At 42.5% G+C, this 16,702-nt stretch carries 16 protein-coding genes; 5 read left to right on the forward strand and 11 right to left on the reverse strand.

Going from position 1 to position 16,702, the window contains the following annotated elements:
- The first annotated feature begins 86 nt into the window (after positions 1-86).
- Positions 87-1,001 (forward strand): LysR family transcriptional regulator, encoded by a 915-nt coding sequence (locus ACMXYP_RS12025; protein WP_415881872.1) that lies wholly within the window; start codon positions 87-89, stop codon positions 999-1,001.
- Between the two features lie 279 nt (positions 1,002-1,280).
- Positions 1,281-2,636 carry a class II 3-deoxy-7-phosphoheptulonate synthase gene (locus tag ACMXYP_RS12030; RefSeq protein WP_415881873.1) on the forward strand — a complete coding sequence of 452 codons (1,356 nt, stop codon included), beginning with the start codon at positions 1,281-1,283 and terminating at the stop codon, positions 2,634-2,636.
- 73 nt (positions 2,637-2,709) lie between these two features.
- On the opposite strand, the gene ACMXYP_RS12035 is transcribed toward ACMXYP_RS12030, so the two are convergent.
- The 8 genes from ACMXYP_RS12035 to ACMXYP_RS12070 form a co-directional block, all read right to left on the reverse strand.
- Entirely contained in the window at positions 2,710-3,114 is a 405-nt protein-coding gene (locus ACMXYP_RS12035; RefSeq protein ID WP_415881874.1) for a CBS domain-containing protein, read from the reverse strand.
- Positions 3,111-3,458, reverse strand: coding sequence for a P-II family nitrogen regulator (locus ACMXYP_RS12040; RefSeq protein ID WP_415881875.1), 348 nt, complete (start codon positions 3,456-3,458; stop codon positions 3,111-3,113). Before ACMXYP_RS12040 ends, ACMXYP_RS12035 begins: the two co-directional genes overlap by 4 nt.
- 14 nt (positions 3,459-3,472) lie before the next feature.
- Positions 3,473-4,252, reverse strand: a complete 780-nt coding sequence (locus ACMXYP_RS12045) for a DUF1538 domain-containing protein (protein WP_415881876.1) — start codon at positions 4,250-4,252, stop codon at positions 3,473-3,475.
- A complete protein-coding gene (locus ACMXYP_RS12050) occupies positions 4,253-4,954 on the reverse strand; it encodes a DUF1538 family protein (RefSeq protein WP_415884670.1) in 702 nt (233 codons plus the stop codon).
- A 157-nt stretch (positions 4,955-5,111) separates the two neighbouring features.
- Positions 5,112-6,110, reverse strand: coding sequence for a hypothetical protein (locus ACMXYP_RS12055; RefSeq protein ID WP_415881877.1), 999 nt, complete (start codon positions 6,108-6,110; stop codon positions 5,112-5,114).
- A gap of 195 nt (positions 6,111-6,305) precedes the next feature.
- A complete protein-coding gene (locus ACMXYP_RS12060; protein WP_415881878.1) occupies positions 6,306-7,358 on the reverse strand; it encodes a hypothetical protein in 1,053 nt (350 codons plus the stop codon).
- 688 nt (positions 7,359-8,046) lie between these two features.
- On the reverse strand, positions 8,047-8,994 hold the full coding sequence (locus tag ACMXYP_RS12065; protein ID WP_415881879.1) for a hypothetical protein: 948 nt from the start codon (positions 8,992-8,994) through the stop codon (positions 8,047-8,049).
- 310 nt (positions 8,995-9,304) lie between these two features.
- Complete coding sequence (locus tag ACMXYP_RS12070; RefSeq protein ID WP_415881880.1) at positions 9,305-10,576, reverse strand: outer membrane beta-barrel protein; 1,272 nt, start codon at positions 10,574-10,576, stop codon at positions 9,305-9,307.
- A gap of 318 nt (positions 10,577-10,894) precedes the next feature.
- Here ACMXYP_RS12070 and ACMXYP_RS12075 point away from each other — a divergent pair, with 318 nt between their 5' ends.
- On the forward strand, positions 10,895-11,527 hold the full coding sequence (locus ACMXYP_RS12075) for a transglutaminase-like cysteine peptidase (protein ID WP_415881881.1): 633 nt from the start codon (positions 10,895-10,897) through the stop codon (positions 11,525-11,527).
- A gap of 50 nt (positions 11,528-11,577) precedes the next feature.
- Positions 11,578-13,599 (forward strand): HD domain-containing phosphohydrolase, encoded by a 2,022-nt coding sequence (locus ACMXYP_RS12080; RefSeq protein ID WP_415881882.1) that lies wholly within the window; start codon positions 11,578-11,580, stop codon positions 13,597-13,599.
- A 56-nt stretch (positions 13,600-13,655) separates the two neighbouring features.
- On the opposite strand, the gene ACMXYP_RS12085 is transcribed toward ACMXYP_RS12080, so the two are convergent.
- From ACMXYP_RS12085 to ACMXYP_RS12095, 3 genes are all read right to left on the reverse strand, one after another.
- Positions 13,656-14,111, reverse strand: a complete 456-nt coding sequence (locus ACMXYP_RS12085; RefSeq protein WP_415881883.1) for a DUF6515 family protein — start codon at positions 14,109-14,111, stop codon at positions 13,656-13,658.
- A 126-nt stretch (positions 14,112-14,237) separates the two neighbouring features.
- Positions 14,238-14,864 (reverse strand): response regulator transcription factor, encoded by a 627-nt coding sequence (locus tag ACMXYP_RS12090; RefSeq protein WP_415881884.1) that lies wholly within the window; start codon positions 14,862-14,864, stop codon positions 14,238-14,240.
- Between the two features lie 6 nt (positions 14,865-14,870).
- Complete coding sequence (locus ACMXYP_RS12095) at positions 14,871-16,211, reverse strand: ATP-binding protein (RefSeq protein ID WP_415881885.1); 1,341 nt, start codon at positions 16,209-16,211, stop codon at positions 14,871-14,873.
- Positions 16,212-16,399: 188 nt separating this feature from the next.
- On the opposite strand from ACMXYP_RS12095, the gene ACMXYP_RS12100 reads away from it, so the two are divergent.
- Positions 16,400-16,660 (forward strand): hypothetical protein, encoded by a 261-nt coding sequence (locus ACMXYP_RS12100; RefSeq protein WP_415881886.1) that lies wholly within the window; start codon positions 16,400-16,402, stop codon positions 16,658-16,660.
- The last annotated feature ends 42 nt before the right edge of the window (positions 16,661-16,702 follow it).

Raw genomic sequence — 16,702 nt, forward strand, 5'->3', positions numbered from 1 at the left:
ATTTACTGCTTACCTGCTCTTTATCGCTCGAGCGTACTATACTGCCTATTACCGCGGTTAAATGAGCCTAAACGGAGAAGGAATCGATGATTGAACTGCGCCACCTGAAAACACTATCTGCCTTAAGAGATGCAGGCAGCTTGGTCGAAGCAGCAGAACGCGTCCATTTGACTCAATCAGCTCTTTCTCATCAGATCAAAGACCTCGAAGATCGCCTCAATTGCTCTCTATTCATTCGCAAAACCAAGCCTATTTGCTTCACCAGTGCAGGTCAGCGCTTACTTACGTTAGCGGATGAAATACTTCCTATGATACGCAATACCGAACGCGACATAGGGCGACTCGCTGGCGGCGAAGCTGGGCGTTTAAACCTATGCATTGAATGCCATAGCTGTTTTGATTGGCTAATGCCAACAATAGACCACTTCCGTCAGCATTGGCCAGAAGTTGAGCTAGATCTATCCAGTGGTTTCAGCTTTCAACCGCTACCAGCGCTTGCTCGCGGCGATTTAGATTTAGTTATTACAGCGGACCCTGAGCCTCGCAACGGTATTGCTTACATACCGCTGTTCACTTACGAATCGCGCTTAGCGATCAGTAAACAACATCGTTTAATGGCACGACGCTTTATCCACCCAGAAGATATCGCTCAAGAAACGTTGATTACCTATCCTGTAGAACCACAACGCTTAGATATCTTTAACCACTTCCTAGACGAAGCTGGTGTTGAACCTGCCGCAATACGCACAGCAGAATTAACTGTCATGATGATGCAGCTGATTGCTAGTGGTCGCGGTGTAGCCGCCCTACCCAACTGGGCTATGCACGAGTACATTCAGCGCGATTACATTGTATCCAAACCTTTAGGCGAGAAAGGTGTTTGGTGTACGCTTTATGCTGCGATCCGCGAAGACCAAAAAGACGCAGAATTTATGGTGGATTTCCTTAATACCGCAAAAGATGTATCCTTCCGTAATCTAACAGGTATAAAGACAGCTTAATTACCTTTATACTGACTGAAACATTTTTGAGAATACACGAAGTTTACAGTGAATAACGCACCTGCGAGTTTCCTAAAACAACTATCAGCAGACTCTTCTGCTCTTGCCTTTTATTCTCAGTCCTACTTTATCTAGGTCTGTGGGTTTAGTGCTACCTGCACATAACTGACAGGCCGTATCACATCTTTAGTTTCAGCAAGCATTGCTTGCCCTTTTACCCAGATTATTCGCCCTACAGCCCAAATACGTATTAGTGCTGTAAGGAAGCAGGAAAAATACATGACTACAAAGATTTGGACTCCTTCAAGCTGGAGAGATAAACCCATTGTTCAGCAGCCTCAATACCCTGATGCAGCTGCGTTAAACAAAGCCGAAAGCACTTTATCCCAAATGCCACCATTGGTATTTGCAGGCGAAATCAATCAGCTAAAAACCGATCTAGCCCAAGTAGCGCAAGGCAAAGCATTTTTGCTACAAGGCGGCGACTGTGCAGAAAGCTTCAGCGAATTCAATGCAGACAAAATTCGCGATACTTTCAAAGTACTGATGCAGATGGCCATTGTCATGACCTTCTCTGCTAGCTGCCCCGTTGTTAAAGTTGGCCGTATCGCAGGACAGTACGCTAAGCCCCGTTCCAGCGACATGGAAACAGCTAACGGTGTTGAACTACCTAGCTACCGTGGAGATATAGTCAATGGCATTGAATTCACTGAATCCGCTAGGCAGGCAGATCCTGAACGTTTAGTGACGGCTTACCATCAAGCCGCATCGACACTGAATCTACTCCGTGCTTTTTCTCGAGGCGGCTTTGCAGATCTACAACAAGTCCACGCTTGGAACCAAAGCTTTGTGACTAATAGCCCGCTGAGTAACAAGTATCAGGATTTGGCGGATCAGATCGATCAAACCATGCGTTTTATGGAAGCTTGTGGCATTACCGCGCAAAACACCCCGCAACTGCATGAAACATCGCTATACACATCCCACGAGGCGTTGTTACTAGGCTATGAAGAAGCGCTAACTCGTCAAGATAGCCTATCCGGCAACTGGTATGACTGTTCAGCACACATGCTATGGATTGGCGATCGTACGCGCCAGCCAGATCATGCTCATGTAGAGTTCCTGCGCGGCGTTAAGAACCCAATTGGCATTAAAGTCGGCCCAAGTACAAAAATTGAAGATCTAGAACAACTTTTGGAAACGCTAAACCCAGAAAACGAAGCGGGTCGTATTACTCTGATTGCTCGTATGGGAGCAGATAAAATCACCGAATGCCTTCCAAGCTTAGTTCGTGCTGTTAAAGCATCTGGTCAGCAAGTTATTTGGAGCTCTGACCCAATGCATGGCAATACAATCAAAGCATCCAGCGGCTATAAAACACGTAGTGTTGACTCTATTCTGCGTGAGATGAAAGGCTTCTTCGAAGTTCACAAAGCAGAAGGTACTCACGCAGGCGGCGTACATTTCGAAATGACAGGCCAGAATGTAACAGAATGTATTGGTGGTGCTTACATGATCAGCGAGCAAGATCTAGGGGATCGCTACCATACCCATTGCGACCCACGCTTAAACGGTGAGCAAGCACTAGAACTCGCCTTCTTGATTGCTGATACCTTGAAAGCAGCAAGAGCTTAATCTTGCCTCTGATGAACAAAAAAGCCCGTCTAATGAATGACGGGCTTTTTCTTATCTGAGCTGGTTAGAAAGGTTAATTTTCCAACAACCCTTTCAGCACAATACTGCGATAACTCACCACCCCTAAAACGTGCCCTTTATCAATCACTGGTGCATGCGCTAAACCAAAGTTCTCAAACAAACGCGTGCAGTAACGAATATCCATATGAGGATCAACGGAGATAACAGGCTTCGCCATCACTTCGTAAACATTCACACGCTCAGGAGAGCGGTCTTTCGCAACGACTTTCTTTGCTATATCCGATAGTAATAACAAACCAAATTCATCGTCATCATTACGTTTATTGATGATTAACACTCTCGCATCTTGCTCTTGGAAGATTTTCAGTGCTTCGTTAACTGTCATTAAGCCGTCAACCATGGCGAACTCATCCGTCATGACATCGCAGGTGCGTACGACTTTACGCTGTGCACTCATAACTCCTCCACAATATTCGCTAATTTAGCGACTTGGTGAGATATCCCAACGGCATCCTCTACATCAAGCTGGATCGCGATCCCACGCCCAGGCTTCTCATCAAGTTCGCCGACCTCTGATATTGTTTCTAGGATCTTTCGACTAAGATGCTCCTCAACGATGAACAATATAACATCGCGTTGCGTTTCTAAGGTTAAACCAAAGAACGTCGTCGATTTATCTACACCTTCACCACGCGCATTGTTGATAACTGTTGCACCTGTAGCACCTGCTTCACGCGCTGCTTTCATTACATCATCTGTTTTTGAATCTTCTACAAACACTACTAACAGTTTGAAATGCATATCTGCCTCTTTTGTCAGCCAGTTGCTCTCGCACGCTTAGTGCGAAATTCAGAAATTTGTGCGTAAGCCATTACCGTTATCATTGGGAATAAACTAGCAAAGGCAATCAAACCAAAACCATCAATCAGAGCACTTCGACCAGGTACTGTTTCAGCCAAACCAAGACCTAAAGCCGCAACAAGGGGCACCGTAACCGTCGACGTTGTTACCCCACCCGAGTCATAGGCTAAAGGCACTATCATCTTTGGTGCAAAGCAGGTTTGTATAACAACAACGATATAACCCGCAATAATAAACCAGTGAATAGGATACCCTGTAACAATTCGCCAAGTGCCTAAAGAGATACCTACAGCAACCCCTATAGCAACCGCTATACGCAGCCCCCAAACACCAATCGCACCACCGGAAACCTCATGCGCTTTAATGGCTACAGCAATCAGAGAAGGCTCTGCAATTGTCGTACTCGCTCCAATCGCGAAGGCAAAGATATAAACCCAGAAATAATCTTGCCATTGCAGCGCGTCCGATACAGAACCACTCCAACTACGAATAAACTCAGGATCGGTCAGTTGTTCTGCCATTAAACGCCCAATAGGAAATAGTGCTTTTTCTAACCCCAACAAGAAAAGCGCTAAACCGACAATCACATACCCAAAACCAATCAACACCTTACGTAGGTTAGCAATGCGTCTTCGAATTACAGCAATCTGAAAACCAAAGATAATGACTGCGATTGGAATCACATCTTTAATTGTAGTCAGGGTGATCTCGATAAATTGAGACAGTAGCTCCATTTAGATCACCATCCCATAAGCCATCACAAAGATCATGGGTGTTAAAGAAGCAAAAGCGATCAAACCGAAACCATCTATCATTGGGTTTCGACCTTCAATAGATGAAGCTAGTCCGACACCTAATGCCGTTACCAAAGGAACCGTAATCGTAGAAGTGGTAACACCACCTGAATCATAGGCAATACCGATGATTTCACGCGGCGCAAAGGCTGTCATAATCACTACGAGCATATAGCCCGCAATAATCATATATTGAATCGACCAGCCTTTAAGGATACGTAACACCCCCAAAACAATGGCTAAGCCAACAGAAAAAGCTACTGTATAACGAAGGCCAGAAGCGTAGCTAAGCTGAGATTGCTCAGTCGCGTCAATCATCCCGCCCGTAGCAGCAACCTCAGCCGCCTCCGCTGCTACAGCAATGAGTGCGGGCTCCGCCACAGTGGTCCCAAACCCTAGGCAAAAGGCAAAAGCCAACAGCCAAAACACACTGCCTTTGCGTGCAAAAGCATGCGCCATGCTCTCCCCTATTGGGAAAAGCCCCATTTCTAGTCCATAGATAAAGAAAGTTAAGCCAGCGACAACACACAACAATCCGGTCACCAAACCAAAGAAATCTGGGACAGACTGCTGCAAAACAACAATTTGGAAAAATGCGATCACCAAAACAATAGGTGCCAGATCTCTCAAGCTACCTAACATGGATCGACCTAAAGCAAGAACACCAGCGTGCAACTTAGTTATCCCCTTGAATATTAAGGATTATTAATATTTAAAGTTACGGGGATAAAGAAATACTGTAAAGGATCTAAATCAAAAAAGGCGCCATAAAGGCGCCCTATAAAAATCAATTTGAATACTAATCAGGAAGAACAGGAACTGGCGGCTCCACAATATCATCAACAGGAAGGTTAGTCGTTTCAAACACACCTACAAAATCACCCATTTCACCCGCATTCGCCTCTGCAATACCTGCAATTACATTCGCATTAGAACCGAAGAAAGAGGCTCCAACTGTACCAGATACACCCGCAGTATTAATTTCCCCTACAAGATCAACCCCCTCAAAGGTACCTTCAGCGTCAAACGCTACGAAATCAACAGGGTTAAATGATCCCGTCCAACCGGCATTTTTACCGAAATCTACCTCAATGGTTACATCACCACGATTCCCTAGGAAGGCACCGTTATAGATAGCTGAAACATTTCCAGCTAGAACATCATTTGCAAGGTTTTCAACTATCTGAGCAGAAGAAGTTACCCCTGAAATAAAGAAGCCATCATTGGAAGGCCAACCCAATCCATTATGCGGCCCTTCTTCATACCAATAACCTCTCTGATAATCTCCTTCTCCATCCTCAAATGAAAGAAAATCCCAAGATTGAAAATAACTTTGTTGATAGCTAACACCATTTACAGAGATACCACGATCATTTGCCAGTGTCAGAGAACTATAGGACTCATCGTCAGACGTAACTTCATACCAACCTTCTACACCATCCACTTCATACGATATTTCAGCACGCTTGATACCCTTGGAAACAGCTCCCCAATAGCCTTTACCCCAACTAACGTACTGTCGCTCTCCAGCATTATCGACATCAACTGTATAACCAGAGTCTTCATAGACTGCTTCATTCTGCGCATTACGGCCTGTTTCACCTTGCTCAAAACCTGCAAATACTAAAGCAGCCACATTAATTTCACCGCCGGCGGCAGTCGCAAACTGTTTGGACCATTGACCCCAGCTTTTAACAGAGTCTTCTTCTTTGTCTTTTTGAGTATTAGCTGAAACAGCCAATGAAGCACTTAGCAAAACTGAAGCAATTGATACTGATAAAAAAGTTCGTGTAAACATTTTATTATCCCTGTCATTATTATTATCCAGTTCCAAGTGGGGACTCAGATCAAGATGAGGTCATTATTAACTTGTACAGATTCTATATATGCCAAAATGTAAAAATAATTGTACTGAGGTACAGTGAGACACAACTCAGCCACAAAAAAGCCCGAGTTATAAACTCGGGCTATTACAAGGAATTAAGAATTTCAATTAACGAACAATGTTATTTTGCAGTTCACCTGCAAAGATTGTCTCACGCTCTACAACATCGCCGCCGATTGTCTTAGTTACATCAACCATACCAGCAACAGACTGAGCACTATCGCCAAAAATAGCACCACTCACGATACCTGATACAGAACCAGTGGCTGCGGATAAGTTACTACTACTAGCAGTAAAGGCGACATCAGTAACTTTCCCCCCCGTAACAGAGAATGAATTATCAATCCCCTTAGAAGAATTATCAAAGTTACCAGACCAGCTCTGAGCACTAAAATTAATGCTCACATCGAAATCAGCGCCATCGAATGTAGAACCCTCATAAAGGGCGACAGCACCATTCAAATTCGAAACAAAGTCATTCAGTTGATCAAGCGAAGTTGTAACACCTGCTACATAATCCTGACCGTATGCAAAGGTTCCATCTACATAATTAGCTGTGCTCCAGCTACCGTAGAACAACCCCTCATCAAAATCATCAACTATCAACCTGTTATAGTCATCGCCTTCATATTCAGCGAAATCTCCAACTTCCTGGCGAGTCAGCCCCTCAGCTTGATGGTTATATTCTTCAGAACCATCTACAACACCATCAACACTAAAAGCAACTTGAATACGACGACGAGCACCATCAATTACCGCAGGGCCGTTACCCTCACCTTCAACAACGGAGATCCCCGGTACGAAGAACCCGATACCATCGCCGTAGTCACCGTAATCGCTAAAATTACCTTCTTCGAAAACAGTAAAACCACACATCGTTCCTGCAGAACAACCCGGCACATCGACATCATCCCCTAGGTCAAAACCTGCCTCATTCTGCGTATTACGACCGGATTCATTAAAGCTAAAGCCACCAAAATTCAGTGCATTGGTGTTCACCTCACCACCCGCTGCTGTAGCAAATTGATTCGCCCATTGACCCCAACTTTTAACAGAGTCATTTCCCTCTTCTTCATCCTTTTGCGTATTTGCGGTAGCCGCAAGTGACGCGCTAAGTAGAACTGAAGCGATTGATACTGAAACTAGATTACGTTTAAACATCCTATTTATCCCTGTATAAATTTTGATCTAGCCGTGGCTACTACACAGATCCGATTGGCATAATTTCAATGTGTTCATATTCTATACATCTAAACGCAGGTTGTAATTGTACTGTGGTACAACAACCTTAAAAAGTTCAGGTTTTTAGATAAAAAATGACTTAAAAGTAAAATAAGAGGTAATTATTTCAAACAAGGAAGGAAAGACAGCGTCTTATAGCTGGTTAATAATTCTCATTAATATTTTTTGTAGACTTAAACCAACGGTTTAAATCAATCCAAGATATAACATAAGCTGCATAGATGAGATTCCAATATCACGTCTACTTTTGAGAAGCCAAACAAGCGCTCATCCTTACTATGCGAGTTTGCGCCTTAAACGAATCAGCAGCCTATCATCTTGTAAGGCAATAAAACTCATAACCTATCCGAATATCGAAAGATACTTTGATACGATGACTATCAATTTCAAGCTACTTATTGTTCAGATACTTCAAAGCACCAGCCTAAATAAAGATCATTTATATTAAGAATCTACTATATCGCGTTTCGAATAATCATCTCTCGAACAAGTGACTATAACCCACTGAAAGGCATAGCTTATTAAAACTTAATTTATCCAGCATATAAAAAAACGCGCATAATGCGCGTTTTTTTATCTCAAATATAGAGGCTAATCACGAACCACATCACTCTGCATTCGCATTACCAGATACAAACGTATCCATAATCTGCTCGTCGCCAAAATCAACATCGGCTATACCATTAATAAACTGAGCCTTTGAACCAAAGAAAGAAGCTTCCACTTGACCAGCAACAACTGAATCACCGACAGCATCACCCACAAGATCAACACCATTGATACTGCCTGAGGTAACATCGAAGCCATTACCGTCCATATCAAATTGACCTACCCAAGAGCCACTGCCAGAGAAATCGATTGTGATATCAACATTGCCACCATTCAAGAAGAAGCCACTATAGTTCGCTAAAGCAGCATTTTGCTCTATACCTTGTGGTAAGGCTAACACCGCATCAATTGAAGAACTGTCGCCGTAAACAAAACTTCCTTTATGCCAAACATTTTTTCGCTGCTTCTTTTCCCAAAAGCCCAAATAGAATGCAGGTGTAACACCATCTGTTTCTGGTACAGTAATTTGCCAGAACCCCTTATTCTTTTTCTCGAATATTGCCGAATATTCACCTACTGCTCTGCGCTGCCTCATCCCAACTGAGATAATTTCTCCTGATTCTGTAACTACGGAAAATTGCACCTGATCCTTTTTATTATTGATATTATCGGTAATAACCAAGCTTTCAAAAAACGCCTGCTCATATTCCCCACGTTTATGATATACGTGGTATTCACGAGGGCCCGCATTATCGACAACAGTATCAACTCCTGCTTCAAAGGCTGAGCCATCAGTAGCGTTCTGAGCATCCACGAAAGAAAGTGACAAAGGCAGATTATTACCAGAAACACCTGGACCTGCCGCAGTCTGCACACCATTCCAAGGGCCCCATGAGTGAACAGATTCCTCTTCAGCATCTTTCTTTTGAGCTGCAGATAAAGCAGCCGAAGAGAAAAGCAAAGAGGAGGAACACAAAACTATAGAGACTAAACTGAGCTTACTCATATATGAACCCTATTAAATGATCTGCTGAAATTCGAAAAAGGATATTGATCAAGTATACAAAAAACCAAAATTCAAACACTGTACCGAAGTACAATAAACGCGAATCAATAAAAAACCTTACAATTCAATAAGATACACAAAGAAAAAAATAAGCCCCCACCAATATAAACAAAGGCTTTATTAATAAAGCCTTTAATACAGTCTCATATATTTCTTCCCCCTCAAAGATAGCTGGAATTCCGGACGGACATTTCCAATAAAAAAGGCGCCATAAAGACGCCTTTAAAAAAATCTTATTATAAAGCTAGACTTAGAACTTCTTGCCTAGGTTTACAGAAAATTGAGTACGATCATAATCGTAAAGCGCAATATTAGAATCCGCTTCAGTTCTCAACCAGAATGCAGATAATTCTAATTCATTAGCGAATGTATGCTTAGCACCCAAAATTAACTGAATTTCTTCGTCATCACGCACTTCTGCGACTACAGGAACTTCACCTTTGTAATCAGATTCACTGTAAGAGATGCGAGAGAATAGACTTGTAGTAGGCTTAACCTGCCAGTTTACGCCAGCAAAGATTTCCCAACCATCATAAGTATACTGGTCATCTTTTGAATCGTTATCAAACCACTCAAAACCACCTTGTATACCAACGGTATTGTTTTTAAAACCTTTGCCTAAAGATGCACCAATTGCGTAATAATCGGAATCACGACCTTGGTCAGACGCTTGGTCAAAATCTCGGTCTGTATATTCACCATCAATTGTAAACTCTGTACTTGCATCAAATGCCCAAGTAATCGATGGCTGTAAACCTACGTAAGTAGCAAGCTCATCATCATCCAGACGAATATGGTCTAGCTGCAACGCAACGTTAGCTCGCCATTTCGCGTTCGTAATTACCGCTGGCCCAGTGCGTAATGATAGAACCTGCAAATCAAACTGATCTTCAGACTCGTAACTACGGTTATATAAAGAAGCACCACTCTGCCAATACAACATACCTGTATTTTGACCCAAACGAACAGGCTTGCCAGTACGGTAGCTGTGATCATAGCTACCAGAAACTACAAAAGCAGTATCACTGGTTGGTCGAGTAGTAATATCTAGGATGTTGCCATCGATATTTATAATAGAACTACCTGGACCAATGTTGACGTTGTCGTCATACAATACACCAGCTGTCACATTAAACTTGTGCTCATGTTTAGGTGACATCTGCTCAGCATCCTGCCTTAGCTGTGCAAGAAATGCCAAGATAGATACACGCACACTTGGTGGGGTATTCGGATCGTTTAATACTGTTTGCGCTTGCTCTTCTGCTTCTTGATATTGGAGCGTTTGCATGTAAGCAACTGCCAGCTCCAAACGAGCTCGGTGTAAAGCAGGTTGATTGCTTAATATAGATTGAAAGGATTCAATCGCGTTGTAAGGAGCACCCTCTTCACGCTCTTGCATGCCTTTTTTGAAAAACTCTTCAGGATCAAACTGCTCTTCGGTGGTTTCTGCTGCAACTACTGATGAAGCCATCATCGACAGTAATACACCAGACAAAACAGAAACCCTGTTGTTATTTTTCATTCCTTAATTCCCCTTCCAATAGCTGACGCTTTTACGGTTCAACTAGCGTTATCGCGCCAGTATAACTACTGAGCAGAAAGCGTACAACCAATTAAGGCAGGCTAAAGAGCCTTTATTCCACTATTTATCTAAGGTTTTATTTGCAAGCTCCACATCGGCTATCGACAATAAATCAAAGAATCTAAAACATAACAGACTTATTAATCACATCTCCTATAATTCAATATTCCATCTAAAGGATCTGCACGACAAAGGTGTCATTTTTAAAGTTCTCAGATATCCTTAAGTAATATTCATATTGAGTAACAGACATTCAGGATGAAGCGATTACCGTCTAAAGCCTTGGCAACTTTCACTCTGCTTTTTAGCTTTTTTTTCAGTAACTTGGGCTATGCAGGGCTCTTTGGTACCCAAGAATTGCCACAACGCTCGTTAAATGAACTTCCCGATTGGCTAAATTACATGGAACGCCACCTTCGAGAAGACACGCCTGAAGAGATATGCAAACAATCCGGCTTGTGCAACCTGAAGCCTTGGTACCGTTTTCTCGATAGCATTCGTCATTTACCTAAACGGCAGCAACTAGAAAAAGTTAATCGATTTGCCAATCAAAAGCCTTATATTTTAGATATTGATAACTACGGCAAAGAGGACTACTGGGCCGTAGTCCGCGAGTTTTTAGCTAGAAGTGGTGATTGCGAAGATTATTCTCTAACCAAATTCTTCTCCCTTCGATTATTGGGCTTCAGTAATGAGGAGATGAGAATTGTCGTATTACAAGACACGAATTTACGAATTGGGCATGCCGTCCTAGCCGTAAAATACGGTGGTGATGAGCTAATATTAGATAATCAGAGCCGTAGTATTGTGTCGCACCGAAATATTAAGCATTACATTCCGCTATACACAGTAAATGAACATCGTTGGTGGCTACATATGCCAGTTTTTTAAGACTGGGAGCCCGTGATAAATAACTAATTTCAATCAACTGGTAACAAACAATGAAACGCGCTTTAGTAACCGGAATAATCAGCCTGATACTTATTTTCCTGATTTGCTTAGCCTTAATTGAGCGTTTCACGACTCAACAGACCCAGCAAAATATTTCCCACTGGCAAACAACGCTTTCTGCCTTAGCGGATAACCAAAGCTTAAGTGTATCCCGCTGGATCTTCGCCACTGCAGCACCTTTAAAAGAAGTTGCAAGTAACAATTCAGTTCGACTGTATTTACAACGTTTAACAGAGCAATCTACTGAAGCGCGCGAAGCTTCTGCTCAAATTGATTATTTACGTAATATGATTATTGCTACATCGAACAGAGAAGGTTACACAGACAAGAACCGTCAGAGTGTAAATGCAAACCTGCGTGTTATCGCGAACAGTTCTCTAGCACTATATGACGCTAACCTTAATCTTATTGCAGGTACCGCTGGTCTCAGTAAGCTTTCTAAAACGTTGAAGGATTCAATTAATCAACTTGATGAAAAACAACAAGTCATCACAACTGACATTTGGCTGAATGACAACAATGTCGCTCAGATTGGTTTTGTAACGGCCATTTCTGGATTGCCACAACTAGGTAAAGAAGGCCAAACACTAGGGTACTTGATCGGCATTAAAAACCCTAATAAACAACTCTACGGCTTATTGAAGAATTTTAGCGTCACACTGCAATCTTTAGAATCAGCTCTACTACAGAAAAATGACAACGGTATCGCTTATGCGAGCCCCCTTCGCCAAGACTCCTCAACTCCTTTACAAAAACGTGTAGCACTGAATAGTCCTATTACTTCTGCTATAGCATTTAACTCTCCTGGTGAATTCATTCAAGCTAGTGATTACCGCAAAAACAAAGTGTTAGCAGTCAGCCGAAGTATTGCTAATACCAACATGCGCTTAATCATTAAAGTTGATTATGACGACGCAATTGGTCAAACCTTACAACAACAATCTGACCTACAGGCAATGCTTGTGCTTGGGACATTTGCCATGCTTGCCCTGCTAATTGGAGCAGGTTGGTACGGTCATCTAATTAGAGCTCGTCAAGACAATGAAGCCCTGCTAACAACAACTCATGCATTAGAAGAGAAAACCAACTTGCTGGATGCCATTAATGACAATACAGCCGATATGGTTTTGATTCTCGACGAATCCCTACAGCTATCTTTCATTAACAGAGCACTAGCAGACAAAATCTCGATCCATGCAGAAGACAGTGTAGGTAAAAATTTAAATTCAATTCTAGGTAGCCATTACGCTGAGTTTCTAACCCCCCTTGCTGAACAGTGCTTTAAACAGCAAATTGAGTTAAACGAGAAGCAAACCTTAGAACTTAAAGGTGAAAAGTCGACCTTTACTATCCATCTTATTCCGATGGTTTATGGCTATAAATCAGCGGTTATGATCCATTTCCATGACATCACCCTAATAGAAGCCCATCAAGCACAGCAAACTCGCCTACTACAACAAATTATGCAGTCTCTGATGCATGCGATTGACCTGCACGATCCCTACTCTGCTAATCACTCTCAGAAAACAGCACAAGTCGCGGTGGCTATCGCCGAAGCAATGGAACTGTCAGATATAGATCTATCCACGGTAGAGATCGCAGCCAATTTGTGTAACTTAGGTAAGTTGTCGATTCCCCAAGCACTGCTGACCAAAACAGGCAAGCTCAGCGATGAAGAAAAACAGGTCGTACTTAAAGAAGTCGATTACGCGAAAGAGATACTGGCTAATATCGAATTCGAAGGGCCAGTGTTAGATACTATCACGCAAAAACATGAATACTTAGATGGTTCTGGTATGAATGGATTAAGTGCTGACCAGCTAGCTATACATGCTCGAATTCTAACCACAGCAAATGACTTTGTCGCGATGATCAGTCCTCGCGCTTATCGTGAAAGCTTACATGTAGAAACGGCACTCGATACACTATTACAAGATGCTGGTACTCGATACGATAGACAAGTGGTTGCTTCCTTATTCCATGTTATCGAAAATAAAATCGACCTAGGATAACAATGTATAAACTTAAGGCCTTTCGCTGATTCAGAAAGGCCTTTAGATTTTTAGCCTTACTGTAATTGATAAACAGTCGATCCATTCACCACAACAGCTTTATAGACTTGGGCCCCACATTCAAAAAACATCGAGTTACCCAATGTCTTAGATATACATCCAGCTGGCAAGGCATTTAAAATCCCTGCTGATTGCACAACTACGTAACTCACCTGCCCCGGCACTTGCTGATACAGAACACCGTTACAGTTTTGGTAAGCTATACCTGATATAACCTGCGTGTAACAACCACTTGGCAAAACCGTAACCTTCTTTGCATCTCTTGCATCATCACGACGATCCATTCTGCGTGCTGTTCTTCTAGCAGCCTGACGAGCGTCATCATTATCCTCCCAATCAGCCCGAGCAGATCCACCGAGATTAACCGCGTCAACATTTGCATCTACCATCGGTAACGCTGCAGTCAACACCGTCGCTGTCAGAGCGATTACAAGATAACTTTTGATTTTCATGAATATTCTCCAACTCAGTAAATGATTAAGTTGGAAAAATGATAAGCCGAGCAATTAAATTGCGATATACCGGAAAGTGCATACTACAGCCAGCAAGGCTGGCTGCATCTTGATATCTATGGAAAACTATTGATCTTCAAGTAAGCCAGCTACTAGAAGTAAGCGCATCAACTGAGCAACACTTCTCACGCCCAATTTATGCATTACTCTAGAACGATGAATCTCAACTGTGCCTTGAGCAATCCCAAGATCGATAGCAATCACTTTATTAGCACAACCTTGGGCGACAAGGTACATTATCTCTGTTTCTCTTGTGGTCAACGACTCTAAACGCTGCTGAACTAAGGACTTCTCAGCCAACTCTTCTCTAGATTGTTGATCACTTAAAATTGCCTGTGCAATTTTCTCTAGCAACTTCGCTTCACGGAAAGGTTTCTCAAGAAAGTCCAAAGCGCCTTTTTGAATACACTCTACCGCCATTTCAACATCGCCGTGACCAGTGATGAAGATAATTGGGATCAGAGCCTTTCGTTTGATCAATTCATCTTGCAAAGCAAGTCCGCTCATACCCGGCATTCGAATATCTAAGACTAAACAACCCGGTTGTTCAGCATCAAAAGCTTCTAGAAAACTAGACGCATCGATAAAATCACGTACCTCATAGCCATCAGATTCAGCCATCATGCGAATCATATCCCTGAGCGTGGCATCATCGTCGACTACGAACACAGTACCTTTCTGATTTTCTATCATGGCGTTCTACTCAACTTCCTTTTCTTCAACAACGGGTAAACGGATAATAAACTCCGCTCCTTTTAGCGAATGATTCCCGGCTATAAGCTTACCTTTAGCCGCTTCAATTAAGTTTCTACAAATAACTAGCCCCAACCCCAAACCATTTTCTTTCGTGGTTCTAAAGGGTTCAAACAAGTGCGCTTGTATTTTTGCATCAAAACCAGGGCCATTATCGAGCACGGATAAGCAGATATGCGCACCCTCCTTATAGAGATTCAACTCAATTCTGGCATCCGCTTGATGCTCTAACACCTCTACAGCATTGTTTATCAAGTTGACCAACACTTGTTGCATCTGGGTTCGGCTCATTTTAATCCGAGCCGTTTCTATCCCATTAAATTCCAGATCCACACCAGCTTGCAACGCTCGGTGGGACATAATATCCATACTTTCTTGGATAACGTCCGCGAAATTAATGACCTCTTCTTTTACAGCCTCACGACGGATAAAAGACCGTGTACGCTGAATAATTTTGGCGGATCGTTCTGCTTCATCGCCAATTTTAGTAAGGCATTCAAGTAATTTGGGATCTGCATTCTCCTGCTTACTTAAGCGCAAGGCGATATCAGAGTATCCCATAATGCCAGCGAGCGGTTGATTCAGTTCATGGGCTAGCCCTGTGGCTAACTGTCCCATGGTACCCACTCGCTCTAAATGCACAATTTGGTTTTCAGCTTCCTGACGCTGATTAATCTCATGAAGCTTAGCTTTATGCTCCTCTTCAATTCGCTGAATTAGCTGATTAAAAGAATTGGCAAGTTCATCGAGCTCATCAGGCTTTTCATTTTGAGCCCGGTCTAGATGCAAAATAGGTTGATCAGCCCCCTCTTTCTGCTGCTTCATAAAGTTGATCATCCTCAAAAGGTGTTGACCGACAAGACTGCGAAAAAGGATAAACATAAAGAAAACAACAAAAGCTGTTTTAAAACCATTTTTGATAAGAATGATATAGAGTTGAGCAAGCATATGACTGAAGATTGCGTCGATACTAACGACTAGCTCTATAGTCCCGAGTTGTTTCTCTTCACGCTGGATATTTATGGGGTAGCTTCTGGAATTTATGGATTCATTGGCAACATACTCCAAACGCTCACCATCAGCCAAATGCAGTTTATTGGCATCTACAAATTCTAACTGATTGATCCCTTGAAGCAGCTTATGCAGCTGTGCCCTATCATCTTTCCAGATTGATTCTGCAATCGCTGGAGACATGGTTGTTTCAATAAATTGCGGTACTTGATCCAACTTACGAGTCAGTTGGCGAAATTCGAAGCCAAACTGAATAACCGTGAGAATTAATGTCACTAAGGAGCTAAACAGCACCACTCGAAGGACAAGCTTTCGGCCCAACTTATATTGAAAAAAACCTATTGCTGAATTCTTTATCACGACTTTTACTCTACTTTTGCAAATCCCATATGGGTATATGCATATTTTCGGTTTTGATCTTATTTCCTAACATAAAAATAATTAGAAAACCTAGGATCAAGCTTGTGAAAATATCATTGTCTACCCAGCAGATAGCCCCTGTCTATCCCAGCAAACCCGTACATGCTGACAACAGGCACATTGGTATTCAGGAAAAAAGGGAGAACGCTGAATTCAAGGCAGTTTTACTGAAAGCTCATCAAGTAGCACAGGAAAAAGAACTTGTGGAGATATATCGTCATGTCACCGAACGGGCTTCTGAACTGTACAACGGAGAGGCAAAACCAAGCGAGTTAGAGATTTACCAGTATGATGGTAGGCGCTAACTAAATATCAAACATCATTCAGCCGCGCATAGATTACATCTT

Source organism: Neptuniibacter sp. QD34_54 (genome assembly GCF_047778055.1).
Classification (GTDB): Bacteria; Pseudomonadota; Gammaproteobacteria; order Pseudomonadales; family Balneatricaceae; genus Neptuniibacter.